General features: G+C 30.9%; 25 protein-coding genes and 1 riboswitch. Of the genes, 2 read left to right on the plus strand and 23 right to left on the minus strand.

Annotated elements, in window-relative coordinates:
* Positions 1–68 precede the first annotated feature (68 nt).
* The 10 genes from C0982_RS01380 to C0982_RS01425 all read right to left on the minus strand — a co-directional run bounded on the left by C0982_RS01380 (position 69) and on the right by C0982_RS01425 (position 10,293).
* Complete coding sequence (locus C0982_RS01380) at positions 69–1,316, minus strand: Y-family DNA polymerase (RefSeq protein WP_101773189.1); 1,248 nt, start codon at positions 1,314–1,316, stop codon at positions 69–71.
* Positions 1,317–1,511: 195 nt separating this feature from the next.
* On the minus strand, positions 1,512–2,363 hold the full coding sequence (gene nadC, locus C0982_RS01385) for a carboxylating nicotinate-nucleotide diphosphorylase (protein ID WP_101772457.1): 852 nt from the start codon (positions 2,361–2,363) through the stop codon (positions 1,512–1,514).
* Complete coding sequence (locus tag C0982_RS01390; RefSeq protein ID WP_101772458.1) at positions 2,332–3,642, minus strand: L-aspartate oxidase; 1,311 nt, start codon at positions 3,640–3,642, stop codon at positions 2,332–2,334. Before C0982_RS01390 ends, nadC begins: the two co-directional genes overlap by 32 nt.
* A gap of 2 nt (positions 3,643–3,644) precedes the next feature.
* Positions 3,645–4,550 carry a quinolinate synthase NadA gene (gene nadA / locus C0982_RS01395; protein WP_101772459.1) on the minus strand — a complete coding sequence of 302 codons (906 nt, stop codon included), beginning with the start codon at positions 4,548–4,550 and terminating at the stop codon, positions 3,645–3,647.
* Positions 4,551–4,800: 250 nt separating this feature from the next.
* The gene (locus C0982_RS01400) at positions 4,801–5,265 is read right to left on the minus strand and encodes a dCTP deaminase/dUTPase family protein (protein ID WP_101772460.1); all 465 of its coding nucleotides are present in this window, start codon (positions 5,263–5,265) and stop codon (positions 4,801–4,803) included.
* Between the two features lie 38 nt (positions 5,266–5,303).
* Positions 5,304–6,506 (minus strand): FprA family A-type flavoprotein, encoded by a 1,203-nt coding sequence (locus C0982_RS01405; protein WP_101772461.1) that lies wholly within the window; start codon positions 6,504–6,506, stop codon positions 5,304–5,306.
* Positions 6,507–6,711: 205 nt separating this feature from the next.
* Complete coding sequence (locus tag C0982_RS01410) at positions 6,712–7,707, minus strand: ATP-binding cassette domain-containing protein (RefSeq protein WP_101772462.1); 996 nt, start codon at positions 7,705–7,707, stop codon at positions 6,712–6,714.
* A 2-nt stretch (positions 7,708–7,709) separates the two neighbouring features.
* Complete coding sequence (locus C0982_RS01415) at positions 7,710–8,405, minus strand: GTP-binding protein (RefSeq protein ID WP_101772463.1); 696 nt, start codon at positions 8,403–8,405, stop codon at positions 7,710–7,712.
* Between the two features lie 28 nt (positions 8,406–8,433).
* Entirely contained in the window at positions 8,434–9,651 is a 1,218-nt protein-coding gene (locus C0982_RS01420; RefSeq protein WP_101772464.1) for an ABC transporter substrate-binding protein, read from the minus strand.
* A gap of 243 nt (positions 9,652–9,894) precedes the next feature.
* Entirely contained in the window at positions 9,895–10,293 is a 399-nt protein-coding gene (locus tag C0982_RS01425) for a thioesterase family protein (RefSeq protein ID WP_101772465.1), read from the minus strand.
* A 235-nt stretch (positions 10,294–10,528) separates the two neighbouring features.
* On the opposite strand from C0982_RS01425, the gene dcd reads away from it, so the two are divergent.
* The gene (dcd, locus tag C0982_RS01430) at positions 10,529–11,068 is read left to right on the plus strand and encodes a dCTP deaminase (protein WP_330399749.1); all 540 of its coding nucleotides are present in this window, start codon (positions 10,529–10,531) and stop codon (positions 11,066–11,068) included.
* Between the two features lie 99 nt (positions 11,069–11,167).
* On the opposite strand, the gene ribH is transcribed toward dcd, so the two are convergent.
* From ribH to C0982_RS01480, 10 genes are all read right to left on the minus strand, one after another.
* Complete coding sequence (ribH, locus tag C0982_RS01435) at positions 11,168–11,629, minus strand: 6,7-dimethyl-8-ribityllumazine synthase (protein ID WP_101773190.1); 462 nt, start codon at positions 11,627–11,629, stop codon at positions 11,168–11,170.
* Between the two features lie 59 nt (positions 11,630–11,688).
* On the minus strand, positions 11,689–12,888 hold the full coding sequence (locus C0982_RS01440; protein WP_101772467.1) for a bifunctional 3,4-dihydroxy-2-butanone-4-phosphate synthase/GTP cyclohydrolase II: 1,200 nt from the start codon (positions 12,886–12,888) through the stop codon (positions 11,689–11,691).
* Positions 12,889–12,920: 32 nt separating this feature from the next.
* Positions 12,921–13,559, minus strand: coding sequence for a riboflavin synthase (gene ribE, locus C0982_RS01445; RefSeq protein WP_101772468.1), 639 nt, complete (start codon positions 13,557–13,559; stop codon positions 12,921–12,923).
* Complete coding sequence (gene ribD, locus C0982_RS01450) at positions 13,544–14,626, minus strand: bifunctional diaminohydroxyphosphoribosylaminopyrimidine deaminase/5-amino-6-(5-phosphoribosylamino)uracil reductase RibD (protein WP_330399751.1); 1,083 nt, start codon at positions 14,624–14,626, stop codon at positions 13,544–13,546. The genes ribE and ribD overlap by 16 nt, the downstream gene beginning before the upstream one ends.
* Before the next feature lie 194 nt (positions 14,627–14,820).
* Positions 14,821–14,932, minus strand: a riboswitch (FMN riboswitch).
* A gap of 68 nt (positions 14,933–15,000) precedes the next feature.
* Complete coding sequence (locus tag C0982_RS01455) at positions 15,001–15,267, minus strand: hypothetical protein (RefSeq protein WP_101772470.1); 267 nt, start codon at positions 15,265–15,267, stop codon at positions 15,001–15,003.
* 69 nt (positions 15,268–15,336) lie between these two features.
* Positions 15,337–16,101, minus strand: coding sequence for a hypothetical protein (locus tag C0982_RS01460; RefSeq protein WP_101772471.1), 765 nt, complete (start codon positions 16,099–16,101; stop codon positions 15,337–15,339).
* A complete protein-coding gene (locus tag C0982_RS01465; RefSeq protein WP_101772472.1) occupies positions 16,101–18,305 on the minus strand; it encodes a heavy metal translocating P-type ATPase in 2,205 nt (734 codons plus the stop codon). The genes C0982_RS01460 and C0982_RS01465 overlap by 1 nt, the downstream gene beginning before the upstream one ends.
* Positions 18,306–18,335: 30 nt before the next feature.
* Positions 18,336–18,719, minus strand: a complete 384-nt coding sequence (locus C0982_RS01470; RefSeq protein WP_101772473.1) for an HMA2 domain-containing protein — start codon at positions 18,717–18,719, stop codon at positions 18,336–18,338.
* Positions 18,720–18,785: 66 nt separating this feature from the next.
* Positions 18,786–19,376 carry an HMA2 domain-containing protein gene (locus C0982_RS01475; RefSeq protein ID WP_101772474.1) on the minus strand — a complete coding sequence of 197 codons (591 nt, stop codon included), beginning with the start codon at positions 19,374–19,376 and terminating at the stop codon, positions 18,786–18,788.
* A 264-nt stretch (positions 19,377–19,640) separates the two neighbouring features.
* Complete coding sequence (locus C0982_RS01480; RefSeq protein ID WP_101772475.1) at positions 19,641–20,465, minus strand: deoxyribonuclease IV; 825 nt, start codon at positions 20,463–20,465, stop codon at positions 19,641–19,643.
* A 258-nt stretch (positions 20,466–20,723) separates the two neighbouring features.
* On the opposite strand from C0982_RS01480, the gene tpx reads away from it, so the two are divergent.
* Entirely contained in the window at positions 20,724–21,230 is a 507-nt protein-coding gene (tpx, locus tag C0982_RS01485) for a thiol peroxidase (RefSeq protein WP_101772476.1), read from the plus strand.
* 151 nt (positions 21,231–21,381) lie between these two features.
* Here tpx and C0982_RS01490 read toward each other — a convergent pair whose 3' ends face one another.
* The 3 genes from C0982_RS01490 to C0982_RS10755 are packed head-to-tail and all read right to left on the minus strand — an operon-like array spanning position 21,382 to position 24,977.
* Positions 21,382–23,019, minus strand: coding sequence for a hypothetical protein (locus tag C0982_RS01490; protein WP_101772477.1), 1,638 nt, complete (start codon positions 23,017–23,019; stop codon positions 21,382–21,384).
* A gap of 8 nt (positions 23,020–23,027) precedes the next feature.
* Entirely contained in the window at positions 23,028–23,789 is a 762-nt protein-coding gene (locus tag C0982_RS01495) for an ABC transporter ATP-binding protein (RefSeq protein WP_101772478.1), read from the minus strand.
* Between the two features lie 12 nt (positions 23,790–23,801).
* Positions 23,802–24,977, minus strand: a complete 1,176-nt coding sequence (locus C0982_RS10755) for a 5-formyltetrahydrofolate cyclo-ligase (RefSeq protein WP_101772479.1) — start codon at positions 24,975–24,977, stop codon at positions 23,802–23,804.
* Positions 24,978–25,031 lie beyond the last annotated feature (54 nt).

The following is a 25,031-nucleotide window of genomic DNA, read 5'->3' on the forward strand; positions in this document are numbered from 1 at the left end:
ATTTAAACAAGGCCTTGGTCACAATATTTAAATAATATAACTAAAAAAAATAATTTTGCTTATATATTTTACAGATAGACTATTCCGTCCTTTTTTTTCTTAGATTTATTACCTTCCATGTGTCTAAATTCACTTTCTAAAAAGCTCGCCCTTTTTAGGGAATCATCTCCATATTTATCTCTTATGTCATCTACGGCTTTATACAGTTTTTCTTCTTTTGAGAACGTGTATTCAAAAAAATTCAATTGATCTTCCTCTTTTGACTCTACTTTACTAGTTCCTACACCTATATGCCTGATTGGTTTTCCATCCCAAATATCCAAAAAAATCTCACATGCTGTAGAATATATAGCATTTACTGTATTCGATCTTCTTTTAAGCTTTTTTTGAGCACTGTTTTTTTTAAAATTTATATCTACAATTTCTAGACTTACTACCCCTGCCATCATATCTTTTTTTCTTAATCTTGCACATACTGTCTCGCTTAAAGACAATATAAGATGTTTAGCTGTGCCTAAGTCTGATATATCAAAAGCTGTAGTAGTAGAGTTTCCAACAGATTTATTTTTTGCTTTTTCGCCTAAGAAATTATATCCGTCTAAACCATTTGCATGATTATGTATTACTTCTCCGTGTTTTTTTAGTTTTCTTTTAATATAATTTATATCCATCTTTGCCAAATCACCTATTGTTTCAATTCCCATTTTTCTCAGCTCTCCGGCTGTTTTTCTACCTACAAAAAATAGCTCTTCTATCGGAATTGGCCACATTTTTTCCTCTATTTCATTTTTGAACAAAGTGTGAGTTTTATCTGGTTTACTAAAATCTCCCGCCATTTTAGCCAGCACCATATTATCTGATATACCTATATTTATAGTAAATCCTAACTCCTCTTTTATTTTTTCTCTCATTGAGTTTGCACAAGTTATTGGGTCGCCGAACAACCTTTGTGTACCTGTCATATCTATAAAAGCTTCATCTATTGAATATTGGTATACGTGAGGAGAATATTTATTCAAAAATCTAATCATAGCATTTGATGATTCTATATATAAATTAAAATCTGCTGGAACCAAGTATAGTTCCGGACATTTTCTTTTAGCTAAATGTACAGGCTCTCCCGTTTTGACTCCAAACTTCTTTGCAATAGAGCTCTTTGCTAAAATTATTCCGCTTCTTTTTTTAGGATCTCCTGATACTGCAGATGCAATATTTCTTAAATCTATGGAATCACTGTTTTCTTTTATTCTTCTTGCCGCTTCCCAACTCAAAAAAGCAGAATTTACATCAATATGAAAAAAAACTTTATTACTCAACATTATCCCCCCTATGCATTCAACCATTAAGAACATATGTTTATTATAGCATTTTATGCTTACTGTAGTAAAGTAATTATATACAAAAATACACCCACATAGGTTTTTTGACAACCTCCGTGAGTGTATTTATTTACTATTTATTTACTATCTTTTTACTTATTTAAATTTTATTTTCTAACTTTCTTTCTGTATTTATCCTTCTATTTTCATATTCTTCAAGCTTATATCTAACACTTTTACAGAATGTGTTAACTCTCCACATGATATAATATCAATTTTTTTACCTCGATACTTGGATATACTGTCAATGGATATATTTCCAGATACCTCTATCATTGCCCTTGAATCAATTAGTTCAATTGACTTATCAATTTCTTTCTCGCTCATATTATCAAGCATTATAATATCACATTTTGATTCAATGGCTTCTTTTACTTGTTCAATATTTTCCGCTTCTACTTCTATCTTAGTAGTAAAGGAATTATTTTGTCTAACCTTTTCAACCGCGCTTTTTATTCCGCCGGCTCCACTTATGTGATTGTCTTTTAACATTACTGTGTCAGATAAGTTGAATCTATGGTTACTACCTCCACCTACCATTACAGAATACTTATCAAAAATTCTAAGCCCTGGAGCAGTTTTTCTCGTATCTGCTAACTGTATAGATCTATCACCAAGAGTTTCCACCATTTTTTTTGTAGCAGTTGCAATTCCACTCATTCTCTGTAAAAAGTTTAAAGCGGTTCTTTCTGCCAACAACATTTCTTGAGCCTTACTTTTTACTGTAGCTATCAACTCTCCCTTAGTCAAAATTTCCCCTTCTTTTTTGTTGAATTTAAAATCAGAGTCTTTATCCAAAATCTTAAACACCTCTTCAAATACTTCAACTCCACACAATACTCCATCTTCCTTTGCTATCAAATCTGCAGTTGCAATAGATTCTTCATCAAATATTCCCTCTACACTAGCATCTTTATATGTTATATCCTCTAAAAGGGCTTCTTTTATCTTATCATGCATTTTCAGCTTTAAGCCAGTATTCATAAAAAGTGTTATTCCTTTCCCTTATATTTTCTATCAAAGCATTATGATATCCCTGCATTACTTGTTCTATTTTTCTTTTTTCATTATTTTCTTTTATTTTACCGTAAAATTTAATCAGTTCGCCATTTATATCTTCCGCTGATTTTATACCACATAGACATGCTTCTAAAAGTGAATTAGATGCCAATCTATTTTTCCCATGAAATCCAGTGCATGCAACCTCTCCAATTGCATATAATCCATCAAGACTAGTTCGTCCATTTACCTTTGCCTTTATACCTCCCATGTGGTAGTGCTGGCTCGGACATACTGGAATCATCTCTTCTCTTATATCTATTCCCTCTCCTTTGCAAGCATCAAAAACCGTTGGAAATTCTCTATAAATTTCATTTCTGTTCTTTATATTTTCAAGAGACAAGTATACAAACTTCATATCATCTTCATCCATCTTTTTCTTTATGGCTTGACTTACAATATCTCTTGGCAATAGTTCATCTATAAATCGATTGCCTCTATTATCTAATAATATACCACCTTCACCTCTTAGAGCTTCAGTAATTAACATTTTTCTGCCATCAATTTTAGTATATAAAGACGTTGGATGTATTTGTATACAATCAATATTTTCTACTTTTATACCGTGCTTTAAAGCTATAGAAATTCCATTACCCGCAATAGACTTATAATTTGTAGATGAGTTAAATAATCCACCTATACCTCCTGTTGCAAGTACTACAGCTCTTGAATATATGTTTTTATATTCTCCATTATTATATACTTTTATACCTACTGCTCTCTGATTTTCTATTATTAAATCGTAAAAGGTTGTATCCTCACATATGTCTAAATTAGGTCTTTTGCCTACTATTTTAGCCATTGATTCGCATATCGATCTGCCTGTATAATCCCCGACATGGTATACTCTAGGAACTTTATGTCCACCTTCTTTATGAAGACTATATTCTCCTTTATCTGTTTTATCAAATAAAATGCCGTAATTTATAAGTTCTTCAATTACTTTTGGAGATCCTTTTAAAATTTCTTCTACGACTTCAAAGTCATTTTCGTAGTGTCCAGCTTTTAGAGTATCTTCAATATAATCTTGTAAGTCTTCGTCTTTTCTCTTTATTGATATTCCACCTTGTGCTAAATACGAATTGGCCTCGTCTATAGTCTTCTTTGAGATCAAGCATACATCATATCCTGAATTAAGCTTCAACGCACAGCTCAATCCAGCTGCACCACTTCCAACAACAATAACATCGTAATAATTTTTCATATCTATCCCAACTCCATCATTCTCTTTAGAGGAACTAATGCTCTGCTCGCTAAATCCTCTCTCATATTTACTTCTGGACCTTCATTTAATAAAGCATAATATAGCTTTTCTAAAGTATTCAACTTCATATCCTTACACTGCTTCATAGATTTAGGCGTTATAAATTCACTTTCACTAGAATACTTCTTCATCTGATGTATAATGCCTGATTCTGTACATACTATATAACCATCTTTTTTTGTTTTTCCTACATACTCCAACAATGCTTTTGTCGAACCTATATAATCTGCTAAAGAAAGTATTTCAGCTGGACATTCCGGGTGTACTAATACATCATAATCTGTGTCAGTTTTAAGTTTCTTTACTTCGTCGTAATCTACAAAGTTATGATATTTACAGTACCCTTCATGAAGTATAAAGTTTTTTTCTGGTAGCTTTGATGCTATATAAGACCCTAGATTTTTATCAGGTAAAAAATATATATTTTTATTAGGTAAAGATGAAACTATCTTCACTGCATTTGAAGAAGTTACACATACATCACTTTTTGATTTTATATCTGCAGTAGTATTTACATATGATACTACTGCTAAGTCATCGTATTCTTCTCTTAGCTTATCTATATCTGAATCCGATATTTTTGCCATATCCGCCATAGGACATCCTGCATTATCATCTAGAACTATTACCTTTTTACTAGAATTTAGTACTTTTGCACTCTCTCCCATAAAATTAACACCACAAAAACATATAATATCGTTTTCAGCGTTTTGTGCATCCTTTGCAAGCTGAAAAGAATCTCCTATTCTGTCAGCAACATCTTGTATCTCTCCACTCACATAGTAATGTGCTAAAATAAGCACGTCTTTTTCTTTCTTTAATTTCTTTATTTCCTCTATATAATTCATGAGAACCCCCTTGTATATATACATATGCATATACATAATACTATACTACGAAATCATTAGCAATACAAAAAATATTTTTTTAAACTGTTTCTACACAATGTGAGGTCTTTCATCAAAAACAAAAAAAGAAAAGCAGCCTAGTATTCTCTAGACTGCTTCTCTTTTTTTGTTTTTAGACTTTTATTACGCGCTTTAAATAACATAGTATATTATAGCATTTTATAGATATTATTTAAAGATAGTTTTGTATTTATTTTTTACCAGTTGATCCAACTCCACCCACTCTTTGTGAATCTTTCGGATCATCATCATCCACTACAAGATATTTTGAAAATATTCCTTGAATAACTCTTTCTCCTGACTTGATTATAACTTCTTCATCAGTCAGATTTCTAAGCATAAATCCTATATTACCGTCATTATCTGGGTTTGAATAGTAATCTGAATCTATTATGCCTGTTGTATTCGCTAATACAAGACCTCTTTTCATTCCTATAGAACTTCTTACATGAGTACATAATACTTCATCTTCAAGCATGTACGCCTTTATATCTGTAAATATAATCTTAGAACAACCTCTAGGTGGTATAACTATGTCTACAGGAGTACATATATCGTATCCAGCAGATTTTTGAGTTCCCCTTTGAGGCATTACAATTTCCATATCAGGAAATTTTCTATATTTATCTTCAACTAATTCGAATCCTCTTTTCACTTTATCAAACAGCTAATTAATAGCTGACTCCTTCCAAACTATTTTTCCTTGATTAACTCAGCCATTTCCTTAGCCATCTGTCTTAAGCTATCAACGTCTTCTTTTTTAGGAGTACCTTTTGTTTCAACTATTGTAGGTATTACATCAAAAGATCCACCATCTGAAATAAACTCAGTAAGTTCTCTTACAGAACCTCCATTCCATCCATATGATCCAAATACACCTACTGCATGGTTTGCTAGCTTATTCATCTTTAATGTGTAAAGTAGCTGATTCATCTTAGGATATACTGAATTATTATAAGTACAGCTACCTAGAATAAATCCTTTGTACTTCCAGATTTCACTAAGTATATATGATTCATGAGTTTTTGATACGTCAAATACCTTTACGTTTTTAACTCCTTCTTCAGCTAAAAATCTAGCTAGAATATCAGCCATTTTTTCAGTGTTACCATACATAGAACCGTATGCAATAACAACTCCATCTTCATGTATCTGATTTGCATACTTTACATATTCTTCTATTATTCTTTCAGGATTAGTTCTCCACACTACGCCGTGTACAGGACAAATAATGTTTATATCAAGTGTTTTTACTTTTTCAAGAGCCTTAGCTGCTTGCTTAGAATATTTTCCAACTATATTTGAATAGTATCTACGCATTTCATCTTGGAAAAATTCGAAATTCATTTCATCATCAAAAATAGTTCCGTTTAGTGCTCCGAAACCACCGAATATATCTTGTGAGAAAAGAATTTTATCTGTCATTTCATAACTTACCATTGACTCTGGCCAGTGAACCATTGGTGTATTCACAAATGTAAGTTTTCTTCTTCCTAAGTCTAACACGTCTCCATCTTTTACTTCTAAGAAGTTTTCTACATCTAAATCAAGGAAATCTTTAACCATTCCTCTAGCCTTCTTATTTCCAACTAAAGTAACATTTGGGAACAGGTCTATAACTGTCTTATAACAACCTGAATGATCTGGTTCCATATGATGTATTACTAAATAATCTAAATCTCTTCCATTTAGCTTATCTTTAAGAGCATCTATAAAACCATCAACCTTTGTTATCTTAACTGTATCCAATAGAGCTGTCTTTTCGTCAATTATCATGTAAGAGTTGTATGCAACTCCTTCTGGAAGAGGCCACATATTTTCAAATAGTGACGTTTCTCTATCGTTTGTTCCTATATAGTGTAAACCATCTAAAATTTCTACAGAAACTGTATTCATATTAATCTATCCTCCTATTATGTCAATAAATCTAACTAATCTATCTATTAGTGTGAATTAGCATCAATTACTATTATACAATAATTAAATATTTATAGCCATAAAAAAGATATAATTTAGCTCAATTTTATACAATTTATCTATAGTATTTTGAAAAGCTGTTCAGAAAATTTAAAATCACCTTACGCTTTCTAATATTTAATATTTATAAAGTTTTCCCTCTTCTTAAATCATATCTCATCTTTTGTATTATTTTATCAATTTCTTCTAATTCTATTAATTTCTTTTTTTCTTCTGGTGTTGTATTTATTACTTTAGATATTCCACCATTTTCTATTACTATTCTCCTATCTGCTAAAAGAGCAAGAGTAGGATCATGAGTTGCCATTAATACTATTTTGTCAGAAGATACTAATAAATCGAGAGCTTTTTTCCTATCTATACCTGCATTTTCTATTTCATCTATCAAAACAATCGGAGAAGAAGAAAGTATAGCAGTATCCGCTATCATCAAGGCTCTAGATTGACCACCACTAAGAGCTGTTATCTGCGTATCCATTTGGAATTTTTCTCCAGCTAGTTCATTTGCTTTTTCTAATATCGTATCTACTACTTTATCAATATCTTCTACCATTCTGCTCTTTGCATGAAGTTCTAGAAATTCTTTTACCGATAGATCCATTACAAAATTCATATTTTGTGATAGCTGTGCTACTAGCTTATTATTAGAAGAAAATCTTTGTTTCTTATCAGGAAACTCTGAGTTTATCATTATAGACCTACTTGTTGGAGTATCTTCTTTAGCTGTCCATTCAATATCTGCAAGTAGTCTTGATTTTCCTGATCCAGTAGGACCTACTATTGCTATCATCTCAGATTTTTTTATATCTATTCTATCAAAATTTTCTTTTTCCCCAGATTTATTGTGACCTGGAAGTATACTCATCATCTCTACCGACGAACTTTCCTGTATTCCTAAAAAAGATTTCATCTGTTTTATATACTCTATTAGATCCAATTCTATTTTATTCAAATCCAGTGCTTTATCTTCAATTTGCTCTGCTGAAAAACTCTTCAGATATTCTATAAAAGATATATTTTCAAAGCCATCTATATCTAATCCATTCTCTTCAAAATATACTTGAACAAATGGATATTTTTCAAGTACTTCACTTATTTTTAAAATTTCTAATTCATTCAAAACTATTTTTCCTCCATATCCATTTTTCTAATATTTCCCATCTGATACTCTTCTCCTATTCTAGTTTCGCCCAAACAATAAGAGCAAAGTGCAGAAGGCATAGGGAATCTAAGTTTCATTCCTTTTACTGTATTTATTTCATTTTCTTCATCTACTAAAAGAGTGCTTAATTCATATGCCCCTTGACCAGTAAGTCCATTTACGTGCATAGTCACTGCTGTAGGATTTACTGAACTAACCTTCGATGCAAATACTTCTCTTTCAGCTTGAGAAACTATATCTCCCTTAGTTATTATTACTATATCAGCAGATTTTAACATAGGTCCAATTTTTTTAGGTGTATTTATTCCCGATAAATTATCTATCACACAAATACCTGTTATTTCCTTTATATAAGGTGAACATCTATTGCAAAGCCCTGCAGACTCCGTAACTAATATATCAAGCTCATTTTTAACTCCCCACTGTACCACTTCTTCTATATTCGATACAAAGAAGTGATCTGGGCAAAGAGCTCCTGAAAGTCCTTTTCTCACTGGAACACCTGCTTTTTCATATAATGCATCATCATCTGTGTAAAGGCAATCAAATTTTACAACTCCCACTTTTATTCCCTGCGTTCTAAGCGCATCAATCATTTTAATTATTACACTGGTCTTTCCTGAAGACGGAGGACCAGAAAAAACTGCTAATTTCATATTTTTATCTCCTTAATCTACTATCTCTTTAATCTACTATCTCTTTATTAAAATTTTCCTCTAATGTTCTCAATAGACTTCCTATATCTGTATTATGTATAAAGTCCCATCCAACCCACTTGAATTTTTTATCTTTAGATAGATAGTTTTCAACATTTTTATTGGTAGAAGGAAACTTTCCATTCGCAGAGAAAATTTTACCAACCTCTGTAGACATAAAGAAATCTACTACTTGTGAGGTTTTCCCCTTCTTTGACATTAAAAATATAGGACTCATAATAGCTCCATCTTTTGGCCAAACTGCCTCTACGTTTTCTCCTTGAGACATCTGAGTAAAGAAATATGGTATTATGCTCACAGCTGGATTCATATTCTTTTTCAGCAACTGTGATTTCACCATTTGAGCTGGGTGCAAGTTTTTCATGTATGACCTTGCTAAATTACTGATTCCCTCATCACCATATTCCCTGTGTATATTGACAAGAATCGCATTGAACAAATCTAAATCCCCCATAGGTATAGCTACAGAATTTGAAAACTCTTCACTTAATATATCCGCCCAAGTTTCAGGCATTTTTCTTCCGTTTAATTCATTTTTATTCACTAAGAAAACAGCTGGAACAACGCCGATAATTGAGTACTTATTTTGTGGATCTCTAAGATCTATGTTTTCATTACAAAAATCGCTATTTATATCACTTCTTTTTACTTCAAATATATCTTTATCTAAATACTGACCCATCAACTCTTTATCAAAAAACAAATCAAATCCCGCAGATATCACTACATCTGGAACATCATCCACATTTCCTGTCTTTACTTGTTCTTTTATCCAATCTAACCCCCTATTAGCTGATTTTAAATTGTAAGAAATTGTCGTATCAAAATTATTCTTGTTATTTTCTAACCATGATTCAAAATTTTCTAGCAGAGGTATTCTAATTGGGCAAGGAAGCACTCCTTGTATATTTACATCTGCATTTTTGTTTTCCTTCTTTTCTATTAGTGTTGTATCAACACTGCTAGTTGATTCTTCTAGGTAAGAAACCAATCTTTCTTCATACAAGTCCACATTAATTTTTTTTAGTTTCAGTGCCATAGAAAGACTTATATTCTTAGACATCTTTTCAAATATATCCTTATCTGAAAAATGTTCAAATCCGTTTGATATTAAAAAATCTATTGCTTTTGGGTTTTTATTCACCATATCATATATTTTATCTTCTACTGAAAAATATTTATTCATCGTCAACCTCCTAAGTTTACCTATTATCTATTATTAAAAATTGTTTTTGCTTTTATAAATTTCTTCTTAAATACATTTATACACTTTTAAGTTTAAATTATCCATTGCATTTGCAACAAAAATTTATTTTTTTGAATTTTTATTTACAAAATGAGTTTTTACACATAAAAAAAGCATCTCACTTTTGTTTTACGTCAACACATGAGATGCTTTTTAAAAATTCAGCTTTATCTTTTTTGTTTTCTATTTCTTTACTTTTTCAATCTTTGAATTTACATTGGCCAAGAACTTATCATTATCTATAATAAATCTTTCATGCATTCCTTCTCCGATTTCATCGATTTCATCGTAGCACTTTGTCTTAAAGACAAGTCTAGATCTATCTATTTCCACTAGTTCACAGTCACATCTAACTTCCATTCCTAGAGGTGTCGCAGCCTTATGGTTTGTAGATATAGATATTCCTACAGTACCTTTACCTTCTTCTAAATGAGGTTGAACGCTTTCTTTACAAGCTTTTTCCATAAGTGCAATCATACACGGAGTTGCATATACATCTAATCCTCCGCTTCCAACAGCACCTGCAGTTTTACTCTTATCTACAATTTCTTTCACTACATGTTTCATTCCTACTTCTAACATATTTTACCTCCTAGTATAATACTATTAACAAAATATTAAAAATCTTTACTCTTAAATAATATCATTATAATATAGGCATTGTAAATATGTATATGATATATATACTTATTTTTAATTGTATCAATATACCATTTAGTTTTTTGTTTTAAATTTATGCAACGAAACAATATTTATAAACTGACTTTATACCTTCTATGTGGTAAAATAAAATTATATGTTCGTAAATAAACTTTTTATGGAAGGTGATAAGATGATTTTATCTGGAAAAGAAATTCTAAAAAATGTAGAGTTAAATAATATTATTATAGAGCCATTTGACAAGAAAAAAGTAAATCCAAACAGCTATAACTTATCGTTGAGTGATGAACTTTTAGTATATGAAACTGATGTATTAGATATGAAGGTTCCAAACAAAACAAAAAAAATTAAAATACCTAAAGACGGTCTTTTGCTTGAACCTAATAAACTGTACCTAGGCAGAACAAATGAATTTACTAAGACTGAAAAATTCGTACCTATGTTAGAAGGTAGATCATCTACTGGGAGACTTGGTCTTTTTATTCATGTTACAGCAGGATTTGGTGATATTGGGTTCGCAGGATATTGGACTCTTGAAATATTCTGTGTTCAGCCGATAATTATATATCCAAACACAGAAATATGCCAGATATACTACCACGATATACATGGTGATTTTGACCTTTATTCAAGCGGCAAATACCAAAATAATACAGGAATTCAACCGTCCTTAATGTATAAGGACTTCGAAAAATAATAAAACCTATTAAAAATCATAGGCAATCATCTTGACTTAGATAGAAATTTATACCTAAGTCAATATGATTGCCTATGATTTTATAAATTAATTATTTTATTAAATAGCATTAATTAAATTAATCATTTCTATTGCTCCAACAGCAACGTCAAATCCCTTATTTCCAGCCTTTGTTCCAGCTCTTTCTATTGCTTGCTCGATATTTTCTGTAGTAAGTACACCAAACATTACAGGAATATCATTTGATAGAGAAACATGCGCTACTCCTTTTGTAACTTCGCTGCAAACATAATCATAGTGGCTAGTACTTCCACGAATTACAGCACCTAGACATATAACTGCGTCATATTTTCCGCTTTTTGCCATTTTAGAAGCGATTAGTGGAATTTCAAATGCACCTGGAACCCATGCAACATCTATATTATTTTCATCTACATTGTGTCTTGTCAAAGCATCTAGTGATCCTGAAAGTAGTTTTGATGTTATGAATTCATTAAAACGAGCCGCTACTATTCCTATCTTAACATCTTTTGCTATTAAATTTCCTTCAAATACATTTATGTTATTCATTATTATTCTCCCTTAGTAATATTTTTTCGTATTTATAATTTACTTTTAACCTAGTAGTTTAATAAGTGTCCCATTTTAGACTTCTTTGTCTGAAGGTAGAACAAATCGTGTTCAGTAGGATCCATTTGAATTGGAACTCTTTCTACTATTTCCATTCCATAATCTTCAAGCTGATATACTTTATCTGGATTATTAGTAAGTAATTTCATTGTCTTGACTCCAAGATCTTCTAGAATTTGAGCTCCTATGAAATATTCTCTCATATCTCCTTCAAATCCTAAAGCTAAGTTCGCTTCTAAAGTATCCATTCCATCATCTTGTAGTACATAAGTTTTTAGCTTGTTTATAAGGCCTATTCCTCTTCCTTCTTGACGCATATAAAGAATTACTCCTCTACCTTCCTTATCTACCTGTTCCATGGCTGCAGCAAGCTGTTCACCACAATCACAACGAAGAGATCCAAACACATCTCCAGTCAAGCATTCTGAATGTACTCTACAAAGGATATCCTTTCCATCTGAAATATCACCTTTTACTAAAGCCAAGTGATGTTCACCGTTTAACTTGTTAGTGTAACCATAAACCTTAAAATCTCCATGTCTAGTTGGAAGTTCTGTTACAACAGATCTTTCTACTAACTTATCATGTTTTTTTCTATAACTTTGTAAAGCTTTTATAGTAGTAAATTTTATATCCCATTTTTGAGCAAGTTCTATTAATTCAGATGTTCTCATCATCATTCCATCATCTTTCATTATCTCGCAACAAAGTCCACACTCTTTTAAACCTGCTAATCTCAATAGATCTACTGTAGCTTCAGTGTGACCATTTCTTTCAAGTACTCCATTTGGCTTTGCTGTAAGAGGGAACATATGACCTGGTCTACGGAAGTCACTTCCTTTAGCATTGTCATCTACACAAGCACGTGCTGTAAAACCTCTTTCTTCAGCTGATATTCCTGTAGTAGTATCAACATGATCTATAGAAACTGTAAATGCAGTTTCGTGGTTGTCAGTATTATTTGTAACCATCTGAGTAAGATTTAATTTTTTACAATATTCTACACTCATAGGCATACAAATTAATCCTCTACCATGTACAGCCATAAAGTTTACATTTTCTGTAGTTGCAAACTCTGCCGCACATATAAAGTCACCTTCATTTTCTCTATCTTCATCATCCGTTACAAGGACGATTTTACCCTGACGTAAATCTTCAAGAACTTCTTCAACAGTATTAAATTTAAACATAATTCCTCCTAAAATATCTATTTATAAAATAATTAAAATCCATTTTCCAAAAGAAAACTTTTTGAAATACCCGACTTTTTTGTCGTGTTACTCAATAATTTTTCTACGTACTTTCCTATACAATCGTTTTCTAGGTTTACAACATCACCTATTTTTTTAAATCCTAAAATAGTATTTCCTACAGTATGAGGTATAATCGACACACTAAAGCTATTATCAGTCAACTTTGCAACAGTAAGACTTATTCCGTCAATTGCAATCGATCCTTTTTCAATTATATATTTTAGTATATTGTCAGTTGTACTTATCTCATACCAAATTGCATTATCATCTTTTTTTATTGATACTATCTTTCCTATTCCGTCTATATGACCTGATACTATATGTCCTCCAAATCTTGCATTCACATGCATTGCTCTTTCTAGGTTGACTTTTGATCCTTGACTCAAACCGTTAAAAGATGATCTAGAGATCGTTTCATGCATCACGTCTACGGAAAATTCATTATTTGAAAAACTTGTAACAGTTAGGCAAATACCATTTACTGCAATACTGTCTCCAATATGAACGTCCTCTAATATCATATTAGCCGAAATAGATAGAATAGCCGATTTTGAACCTCTTTTAATTGTTTTAATTTCACCTACTTCTTCCACTATTCCTGTGAACAATTTACTACCTCACTCTCTATTAATATATCTTCTCCTAAATAAACTATTGTCGGATTAGAAAGCATAAATCCTTTTCCAGGTTCATCAACACCTTGACCACCGATTGGTGATTTTGCATTTTTCCCTCCAAATAATTTCGGAGCAATATATGTTTGAACCTTATTTACTATTCCAGATTCTAGAGCTGACCAATTTAGAGAGCTTCCACCTTCTAGCAATATGCTATCAATTCCTATCTTTCCTAGTTCAACAACTAAATCTTTTAAGTTTATCTTTTCATTGTACTTATCTTGTTGAATAATTTTGCAACCCATATTTTTATACTTTTCTAACTTCACTTTATCATCACAACATGTTGCAATTATCGTTTCAATTTGATTAGCTGTTTTTACTATATTAGAATCCAAAGGAGTTTTTAATTTAGTATCGCATATTATCCTAGTTGGATTTTTCCCTCCTTCTTTTCTGCAAGTAAGCATCGGATTGTCTTCAAGAACAGTTCCTATACCTACCATTATCCCAGAGTATCTATTTCTATCATCTTGAACATTATTTCGTGCCGTCTCACCTGTAATCCATTTTGATTTACCTGAATAAGTAGCTATTTTTCCATCCATAGTCATAGCGTATTTCATTACAATATATGGAACTTTTTTATTTATATAATGGAAAAAAACTGTATTTAATTTTTCGCATTCTTCTTTTAAAATTCCAGTTACAACTTCAATTCCATTGTCTTCTAAAATTTTTATTCCTTGTCCTGCTACTAGTTCATTGGGATCTAATGAACCGACTACTACTCTTTTTATTCCACTCTCTATTATAGCTTGTGTACAAGGAGGCGTCTTTCCGTAATGACAGCAAGGTTCTAAAGTTACATATATAGTGGCTCCAAAAGGTGATTCTTCACAATCTGCCAGAGCTACTCTCTCAGCATGAGCTTCACCACACTTTTTATGATAACCCTTACCTATGACCTTATTATCCTTTACAATTACAGCTCCTACCATTGGATTTGGATTTACCCATCCACATCCTTTTTTCGCAAGCTCAATTGCCATACTCATATAATTCTTATCAGACAACCTATCACCTCCCAAGAAATATTTCCTTCAAAAAAAAAATAGAGAGTCCAAACTAAAAAGTCAGGGCTCTCTAACATTTATTTAACAAGTAAATGTTTAAAATAAAAAGCTCTGAAATGATTTTTCATTTCAGAGCAAATATACATACATAACATATAATCTAAATTATTATATATTTTCATCTTCTTTCATCCAGACTTTACTGTCGGCTTTGGAATTTCACCAAATCAGCTTTCGCTCGCGGGCTATACCGCCGGTAGGGAATTTCACCCTGCCCTGAAGATATTATTTAATTATCTAAACTAAATTTAACATACAATAAAAAGATTGTCAACAATATAATTATTTAATTTTAATTATTCTTCTGTAGAAACTATTGTAACACCTGTTAAATCTTTTTCGGCAATTATATCTTCTATAGTTTCTTTTGCTTCCATTAGTTCTTCTAAAGACATACTATAAAAATCAGAATTGTTTTCAGAAGATATATTAAATCCATGTTCATTTAAAAATGAATTTACAGCATCCTCATTTTTCTTATAAGCTACATAACCTACTGCACAAACCCCTACACCAATTGCAATACCTTTAACTAATTCTGCTCTCTTATTAAGCATCCACATAATACTTCCTCCTTTAATATTAAATACTTTTTTATATTGAAAGAATAATACTTTCTTCTTTCTTAAATTTTAAAAACTTCTCTTTACACTTGCTCTTTGATATACATCAAAGTATGAAGACATAAATTGATTAAAGAAAGTTGATTTATCTTCTTCTTTAACAATTTTCAATTCTCCGTTTTTTAAAACAGTACCTATTACAATAGATCTATTTTTTCTTCTAAGTATATGTCTACCAAAAGTCAGTCCCCATGCAATAGCTGGTGCGTACATCCCTTCTTTTGATCCAACTGGAGCCGTATTTGCTTTATTAATTGAGTTGACCAAATACATTATAGACATTACTTCTGGGTCAAACGCTCCATTTTCATTTAGTTCCATATATCCATGTTGAAAAATTGCTCCTATTGTAGTACCTACAGCACACCATCGAATAAATGTCTTATACGGAGAAGTATTCGTTCCAATATCTAAGAAATTCATTCCTAAATCAAGGATTATAAATCCTAAAGATACTAATGCTGTGTAACCTATGGAATTCTTTTTAGATAATTTATAATTAACTTTGATCTCACTCTTTTTCAAATCTTTAGAGTAGACTCCACAAAAATTCAAAATCAATTTATTTAAATTTATAACATCTTCATCATATTCTAGTACAAAAGTTTTTGTAACACTACAGTATGTACCCTTTTTAATATGTGATTCTTCTTTTATTGAATTCAATAAAAGCAGCGGATCATTAGGATACTCGTGTACTCTCAACCTTAATCTACCAGAAATAGAAAACACAACATCAACTTCTAAATAATTTTTTTTATTTTTTTTTGTCATTATATTACTCCTTTTAACGACTTATCAAGAAGCACTCTACAAGAGTTTCCTACTACAAAAATAGTACTCATATTATGCATTACTGCACTCCAAAATACAGAAATATTACTAGTTGCGCCCAATACTAGACCAACTGTATTTATACCTATTACTAGCGCAAAATTTTGTTTTACAATTTCCATTGTCTTGTTTGATAGTCCCATAACTCTTGGAATCATCATAGGATCATCAGCATTAATTACTATATCAGAAGTTTCGATAGCTACATCCGTCGACTTGCTACCTAGAGATATACCTACATTAGAATATGATAGCGCTGGAGCATCATTTATTCCATCTCCAACCATTATCACACCTGTTCCCTCTGATTTCATTCTCAGTATCTCATCAGCCTTGTCTTCTGGCAGAAGCTCTGCTCTATATGAATCTGCATTTACTTTACTAGCTACTAACTTTGCCTGTTTTTTCATATCTCCAGTAAGCATTACAACTTCATTTATTCCATTAGATCTCATCATATTTATAGCTCTTTTAATATTTTTTCTAGGTTTATCAAAAGCAGATAATACCCCAATAAAATCAGATCCATATGATACGTATATAGGTGTAGATCCACTTGCAAAATCTATCGCCTCTTTACTAGGATAAATTCCATTTTCATTCATGAACTTTAGATTTCCTACTCTGACTATTTCTCCATCTACATCAGTATATGTACCTCTTCCAACAACAGTTTCTATTACACCATGCTTTGGTATTTCTATTCCCAACAATTTTCCATATTCCAAAACACAATAAGAAAGTGGATGTGAAGAAGATTCTTCCGCTGCACATGCATATCTAACCAGTTCTCTTTCTGTATATTTTTCATCTACATATGTGTCTTTTATTTTTGGTTTTCCCTCTGTTATTGTTCCTGTCTTATCAAATATAATTGTATCTGTCAGGGTAAGCTGTTCTATAAACGCACCACCCTTTATAAGAACTCCATTTTTAACAGAATTATTAATAGATGCTGAAAACGCAGTTGCAGTAGATAGTTTTATACCACAAGAATAGTCTATTACCAACATATTAAGAGCTTTTGTAGTGTTTCTAGTAACGCCGTATACCACTGCACTAAGCAAAAGATTCAGCGGTACTAAATAATTAGAAAATTTATCGGCATACTTCTGAATTGGAGCCTGCTGTGTTGCACTATTTTCAACTAAATCTATTATTCTAGAGATAACTGTGTCATCTCCTACCTTTTCAGCCTTTACAGTTATTGTTCCATTTTTAATCAGTCCACCTGCAAAAACTTTTTCTTTTTCCTTTTTTATGACAGGTAAGTATTCACCTGATACAGAGCTCAAGTCTACAATAGCTTCTCCATCTACAACTTCTCCGTCAACACATATCTTTTCTCCAGTATGTATTACTACCAAGTCATCTTTTCTTACCTTATCAATACTACACTTGTTTATACTTCCATCTTTTTCTATTTTCCAAGTAGTATCATGTTCTAAATTCAAAAGATCTTTTATAGAACTTCTAGTTTTTTCAACTGTATATGCTGTCATAAATTCAGCAATATCAGATAAAGCTATTATTGTAAGCGCAGATATGCTATTTCCTAGCATTAAGCTTGCAAGAATTGATGTTACTGTCAAAAAGTCTGCGTTAGGTCTTTTTGTATCGACCAATCCATCCCATGCCGTCTTGAATAATGGTGAAGTAAGACCTAAACTAGCTAATGCAGGCACAGTCAAGAATTTGTCATATATTTTACCTGTTGGAATCACAGGAGCACTTCCAAATATTTTTGTTCCAAGCATTACAGTTCCATTAAAAACTAATCTTGCTAACAGCTTTTTTGAGGAAGCCTCTTCTGTATCATATTTTCCTTTTAACTCATTATTTTTTTCTTCCACATAATTTTTATAAATGTCTAGCGAAAAACCTTCAACGACATTGTCTATTACTTCTATTAAATCTGAAATATTTTCCGTATCGTCTACTTCATCATATTTAACTAAAATTGTTTCAGTAATCGAATTTATTTCTACATGATTAATATAATATATTTCTTTTATTTGATTTACTAGTTCCTTATATATAGCTTTTCCATATCTAAGACCACTGTATTTTAATCTCAATCTACCTTTTGTATTAGATATGCTTATACCATTTAACGTAAAAACATTGTTTCCTGATTGAATCAAATATATATCCTCCTTATTAAAGTATTATATTTAATTTTTTCCTTCAATATGTTTGTCTAGTATTCCAAAAAGAATTTCTTTTGCCTCTTCTTCTGATTTACCAGTCAAACTATTTATAACAGCCACATTAGTAACTACTAAATTTTTTATACTCTTAATCCAATTTATAATTTTTTGCGAACTGGTCTTTTTATTATCATATGTTATCAAAACAGTTCCTATTACAAAATTAAATTTCACATCTTCTATTCCGTCTAATCTCTCTATTGCTTCTATAGCATATTGTTGATAATTTGCCGCCTCTTTGGGCAATTTTTTATAATTATTAACCTTCAATCTAAGTCTTCCAGGTAAGTCTGATAGTACTTCAAATTTAAAAAATAAGTTAAAAATAGCCGCTTTCAAACTAAACATTAATTGATATTTCTCCTTTTATATTGATTTTAAGAATTTGTATCTATAGAATTTGTTATTACTAATTTATTCTAAAAATAACCTTGAACTCCACCACAATAAAGTTGGATATCCAGGAGTTCTATTTAATCCAAATCTTTTTATATCATAAATAGCTCCTACTATAAAAAGTACTGCTACTAAAGATTTCACATCAAATAATCCACCTGTAAAATCATACAATCCATTATTAACTGCAGACATAAAAGAATCCGACTCTTTTTTTACAGTAGAAACTCTACCTTCATCGATAAACTTATCTATACCTAATAGCTTTATAACAGCACCTTCAATAGTTTGAGCATCTACCTGAGAGCTATCATATTCTATCAAAATAGTTCCTGTGATTATATTTATTTCACATTTTTTAATGACTGGTATTTTTTTTATTTGAGAAATTAAGCTTTCTGAAACAGCTTCATTAGATTTTACTATAGGAGCAAAAAATCTAACTCTTCCTTCAATTGAGCTTTTGACTTCTAGTGCATTTTTAAAAGATGGTAGCTTTAATGTGTTTCCATTCTTTGTATTTTTTAACTCCTCTTTATTTCTATTCATAGAATTTAGAAATAAACAAAGCGTCAAAAAAATTGATGCTCTTCTGCTTATCAATGTCATAATAGTACCTCCTTATTTTATTAAACTTCTTTAGTAAGTTCATTTAAATTCCGTCCAATAACTTTTTTTATTTAATATTCATGTAATTATACCATTTTTTATTATCAATTGTAAATATTATTTTTATTTTTCTTTTGAAAAATCAACATCTCTTATTCTCAATTGAGTCGATATATATTGAAATATTATTTAATAAATAGTGTAATATTATTCATCATTAAATGCACTCGAAAATCATTTCTATTATAATAATTATAACACTGATTATAAACTTTTCAACAACTCGATTTCTTTTTTGTAGCCTTCAAAATCATTAGGTGTTTCTAAAATCATAGGCAGATTTTTTAAATACGGATGATTCACAACTTTTTTAAAAGTGTCTATCCCTAAATACCCTTCTCCTATTTTTTCATGTCTATCTTTATGCGATCCAACTGGGTTTTTACTATCATTAACATGGAGAGCTTTCAACTTTTCTATACCTACTACATTATCGAACTCTTCTATTACTTTATCCAGATCATTTGCTATATCGTATCCACCATCACTTACATGACAAGTATCTAAGCATACTCCTATTTTTTCTTTTAGATTAACTCTTTTTATTATCTCTGCAATTTCCTCAAAATTTCTTCCTACTTCCGTACCTTTTCCAGCCATAGTTTCAAGAAGAACAGTTGTAGTCATATCTTCAGTCAATACTTCATTTAACATATCAGAGATCAACGCTATTCCTTTTTCACTTCCTTGTTTTACATGACTTCCAGGATGAAAATTATAGTAATTCCCCGGTATAAGTTCCAATCTCTCCAAGTCTTCTTTCATGGCTTGAAGTGCAAATTCTCTAGTCTTTTCTGTAGCACTTGCTGCATTTAATGTGTACGGTGCATGAGCCACAAGTTTTGCAAAATTATTTTCTTCTAAATATTTATTAAAAGCATTTATATCATCCATATCTATTTCCTTTGCTTTTCCACCCCTAGGATTTCTAGTGAAAAAAGAAAATGTTGTTGCATTCATAGCCTTCGCTTCCTCTGCCATTGGCAAGAATCCTTTCGCTACTGAAAGGTGTGCCCCTATATCTATCATAATTTTACCTCCATATATATTAAGCTTATTTTTTTATGTATTTTTTGTTTGATACATTTTTTTCTATAGTTGTTTTAAATACCCATATTTATGTTATTTAAGTAAAAAAATAAACTTAAAATAAAGCAAATTTTCTAGAATTTTTTTTAAAAAATGAATATTGTCTTTTCTCTTGGGTATAATTAGTATCATAAGAAATTAAATAAGCCTAGCAATAACGCTAGACAAAAATATAAATGATAACTTGGAGGAAATAATATGGAAAAGAGATCGGTTACAACTTTTGCAGGAAACCCTGTAACATTACTAGGAAAAGAAATAAAGGTAGGAGATAAGGCTCCTGATTTCACATGTCTTAATGCTGACTTAAGTCCTTTTTCTTTAGCAGATGTTGAAGGAAAGGTTAAGCTTATAAGTGTTGTACCTTCAGTAGATACTGGCGTTTGTGAATTACAGACAATCAGATTTAACAAAGAAGCTGCAGAACTGAAAGACACTGCAATAATAACTATAAGCTGTGACTTACCATTTGCTCAGGCAAGATTTTGTGGTGCAAAAGATATAGAAAATGCAATTGTAGTTTCTGATTATAAGGATACTTCTTTCGGAGTTAACTACGGATTTTTAATGGAAGAATTCAGACTTCTTAACAGAGGTATTGTAGTAATCGACAAGGATAATGTTGTTAGATACGTTGAATATGTATCAGAAAACACTAACCACCCTGATTACGATAAAGCATTAGAAGCTGTAAAATCACTTTAATCTTAAGACAAATACATATTACCAAATTAAAAGCCAAAATAAATAAGAAAAAAATGATGGGTATGCCCCATCATTTTTTTTGTACTTATTTTGATTTTTATGCTGATTTATATTTGTTGTATTTATTTATATTATTATACTAATTTGTATTTTATTTTGATATTTTTTTAAAAAATCTTCTAAGTCTAAATGAACATATCAAGCAAAGCAGTAAAAATAAAACTAATATCCCTACAATCATAGGTATTGCACCTATTGCTTCTGCCAGAACAATAATCATTGTAAGTAGAAAAACAACAACAAATATCGCTGGTAAAATTATTAGAAAAGTAGTCGTCTTACTCATTCTAGAATTTATCTCAGTAATATTTTGCCAATCTGTCAATACATTGTTATAATCATACATCAACCACTGTGATGATATGAAGAAATAAGTAGTCAGATAAATAACTATACTTATAACTATACTCATAACATCAACTCCAAGGTAAATTAATGCTCCTAATAAAAGTAACACGGGTAGTATAGATGAAACTACAACAGAAAACTTTAATTTCTTTAAAAAATAACTTTTCCTATCCATAGGTAAACTCTTTATATAGTCATAATTTTTACCATCCAAAGATATCATTATACTCGGCAATCCCGTTGCACCAAAACTTAATAGTATCGCGATAAAAAATCCAATAGCTACACCTACAAGCAAATTATTCTGTGCTATAATTTCCATAAATTCGCCGCCGTCACTTCCTCTGCTTGCAGAAAATACCATAATAGCTGGGAATAAAAGAGGCATAAGCATCGATTGAGTGATAACATTATGATCTGAAATCAGCTTAAAATTATACTTCAAAAATGTGTTTTTAATCTTTGACCCCTTATTTTTTGGTGCCTTACCCTGTTTTTTATCATTTGCTTCTTCTTTTTTAATATTGTTAGTAGTTCCACCGCTTTTCTGAATTAAGTTGATATACCTATAGAAATGACCTTCTAGCCTTCCTGTAATTAACTTATACAAAAGCAGTGACACTAAAAGTATGCCTACCATAAGTAATATATGACCTATATTAGATAGAAAAATACTAGATAATAATCCGTATTTTGGATCGCCTCCACCTACCATTTTTTCCACAAAATCTGATGCAAAATTCTGAAGCCATAAGATAACGCCGATGTTTAACACTAATACAACCGTGTTGATAACTGTCATTATACTCGTTTTAAATTTGGATAATACGGCAACTTTTGATAAAATATTTAAAAGTATCATATTCACAACAACTACTAAAATAGTGCATATCAAAAAGTCTACTATTCCATATAGAAGAGATATCGCCCCATATCCATTTTTAAAAAAGAATATAGTGATAAGAGGAACTATTGGTACTACTAGTTGCATTGCAACAAAGGACACCACTGCTAACTTTGCAGTATATACAGTCTTTTCATTTATTGGCAATGGCATATACCACTGTGCGTCTTTGCTTTCATAAAATATATTAAAATAAATTGTAAAAGTCTGAAAAACAGCCATCACTATAAAAAATGCTAACATATAATCCAACATAAATGGCGCCTTATCAAATGGTATCGGGAATAAAAATAAACTATATAAACCTAACACCAGTATCATTCCCAACATATAAGACTTATAAAATAAAGCCTTATACAATGCAGATTGATTTCCTTTGTATTTTTCAGATTGCTGCAGCTGCCTCGTTGCCATAGGATTTGCATATAGTAAATTTATAAAAAATATCTTTTTAAAAACTTTATTAATTTTAAACATAAGCACACCTACTTTTCATTTTCTGGTTCGTTGACAATATCTATAGTATTTTCTGCTGAATTTACCATGCCCAAGTAAATTTCTTCTAGAGATCTTCCTGGATGTATTCCTCTTAACTCGTCCATTGTTCCAACAAACAGTAATTTCCCTTTGCTCAATATTCCAATTCTGTCACATAATTGCTCAGCTACTTCTAAAACGTGAGTTGAAAAAAGTACAGTATTACCCTCTTGTGCATGTTTTTTCATAAGCTCTTTTAGATTATATGCGGACTGTGGATCCAATCCAGTCATAGGTTCATCGAGTATCCAAATTCTAGGATTTGGTAAAAGTGCTGCTATAAGAAAAGTTTTTTGTCTCATTCCGTGAGAAAAATCTTCAATTATACCATTAGCATTTTTTTTCATATCAAACTCTGAGTAAAGAAATTCTAACCTAGAATCTACTTCATTTTCTGGAACTTCATATATATCAGCTATAAATCTCCAAAATTCCAAAGCTTGCATTTTTAAAAACATATCTGGTGAATCCGATACATAACCTATCATTTTTTTAATTTCATTTCTATTTTTAGATAATTCTTTTTCATCTATCCAAATCTCTCCAATAGTAGGGTCTATAATACTTACCAGGGATTTGATAGTTGTCGATTTTCCTGCTCCATTATGACCTATAAGACCAAAAATTTCACCATCTTTAATGTCTAAACTTATGTCATTTAGTGCCAACTTATCTCCGTATTTCTTAGTTACATTTTTTATTGATATCAATTTTCTCACCTCTTATTCAAAAATTATTTTTTCTATTTTTATATCGTGACTTTCGACTGGTACCTTGTCTATCATCTGCTTTTTTCTAATCAAAATTACTTTTTCTGCGTTTGAAACTTCTAAATATCTATCATAATATCCTCGTCCAAATCCCAGTCTATTTCCTTGTAAATCTACTGTACAACATGGAACGATTATTAAATCAACTTCTTCTCTTTTTACCTCTTCCAATTTTTCTGGATCTGGCTCTGGTATGTCGAATTTACCAGGTCGTAAATCATCTATAGAGTTAATCTCATATGTCAGCATTGTTTCTTTGTCAATGCAATAAGGCACGCATATTCTCTTACCTTCTTCTAATGCTCTTGTTATAAATTTTGATGTATCTATCTCCGGATATACACCTACGTAAGAAAATATAGTGGATGCATTTTTGTATTCTTCGCTGCTACAAAGTTTTTCTATAATTATATCTTCCGCACTTATCATATAATTCTTATTAAGACTTTTATTCAAGTCGTTCATGCTCTCTCTTATTTTTTTCTTTTCTTGTTTTATTTCTCTTATCTCTGATTCCCTTTTTGAAAATACACACCCGCAATAATCCTGTCTATATAAGCCATAATTTTTTGCAATTTCACATGATCTCTTATATCCATTATTCTTCTTAAAATCAGATGGCAAATGATTTACACCTACTATTTCTCCAACTAATTCGCCTATTTCATTTAACTTTTGTGAATTTTTGTGAGGGCTGATTGTAAGAGTCGTTGTAAAATAGTCAAAATCAAATTCTTTTGCTATTTTTGCTGCTTCTTTCAATCTCATTTCATAGCACTTGATACATCTTTTTCCACCTTCTGGCTCATGTTCCAACCCTTTAGCCATTTTGTAGAATTTATCAGTTTCATACTTCCCTTCAATCATTCGTATTAGATTTTTTGCGTCGGTTAATTCTATTATTTTTTGCTGTTCTTCTACTCTATACCAATACTCATCAGAAGGATAAATATTAGGATTATAATAAAAAACTGTTATTTCAAAGTAATTTGATAAATACTCTAAACAGTAGCTGCTACATGGTCCACAACAACTATGTAACAACAGCTTTGGTATTTTACCAATTTCTCGATTGATATCTATTATTTTTTCTAATTCTTTCTGAAAATTTTTTTTAATCTTATTCACTATTATCTTCCTACCTTTTTGAATCAAATTTATATTAGTTTCTATATCTAGTGG

The organism is Peptostreptococcus faecalis, assembly GCF_900240845.1.
GTDB classification, from domain to species: Bacteria; Bacillota; Clostridia; order Peptostreptococcales; family Peptostreptococcaceae; genus Peptostreptococcus; species Peptostreptococcus faecalis.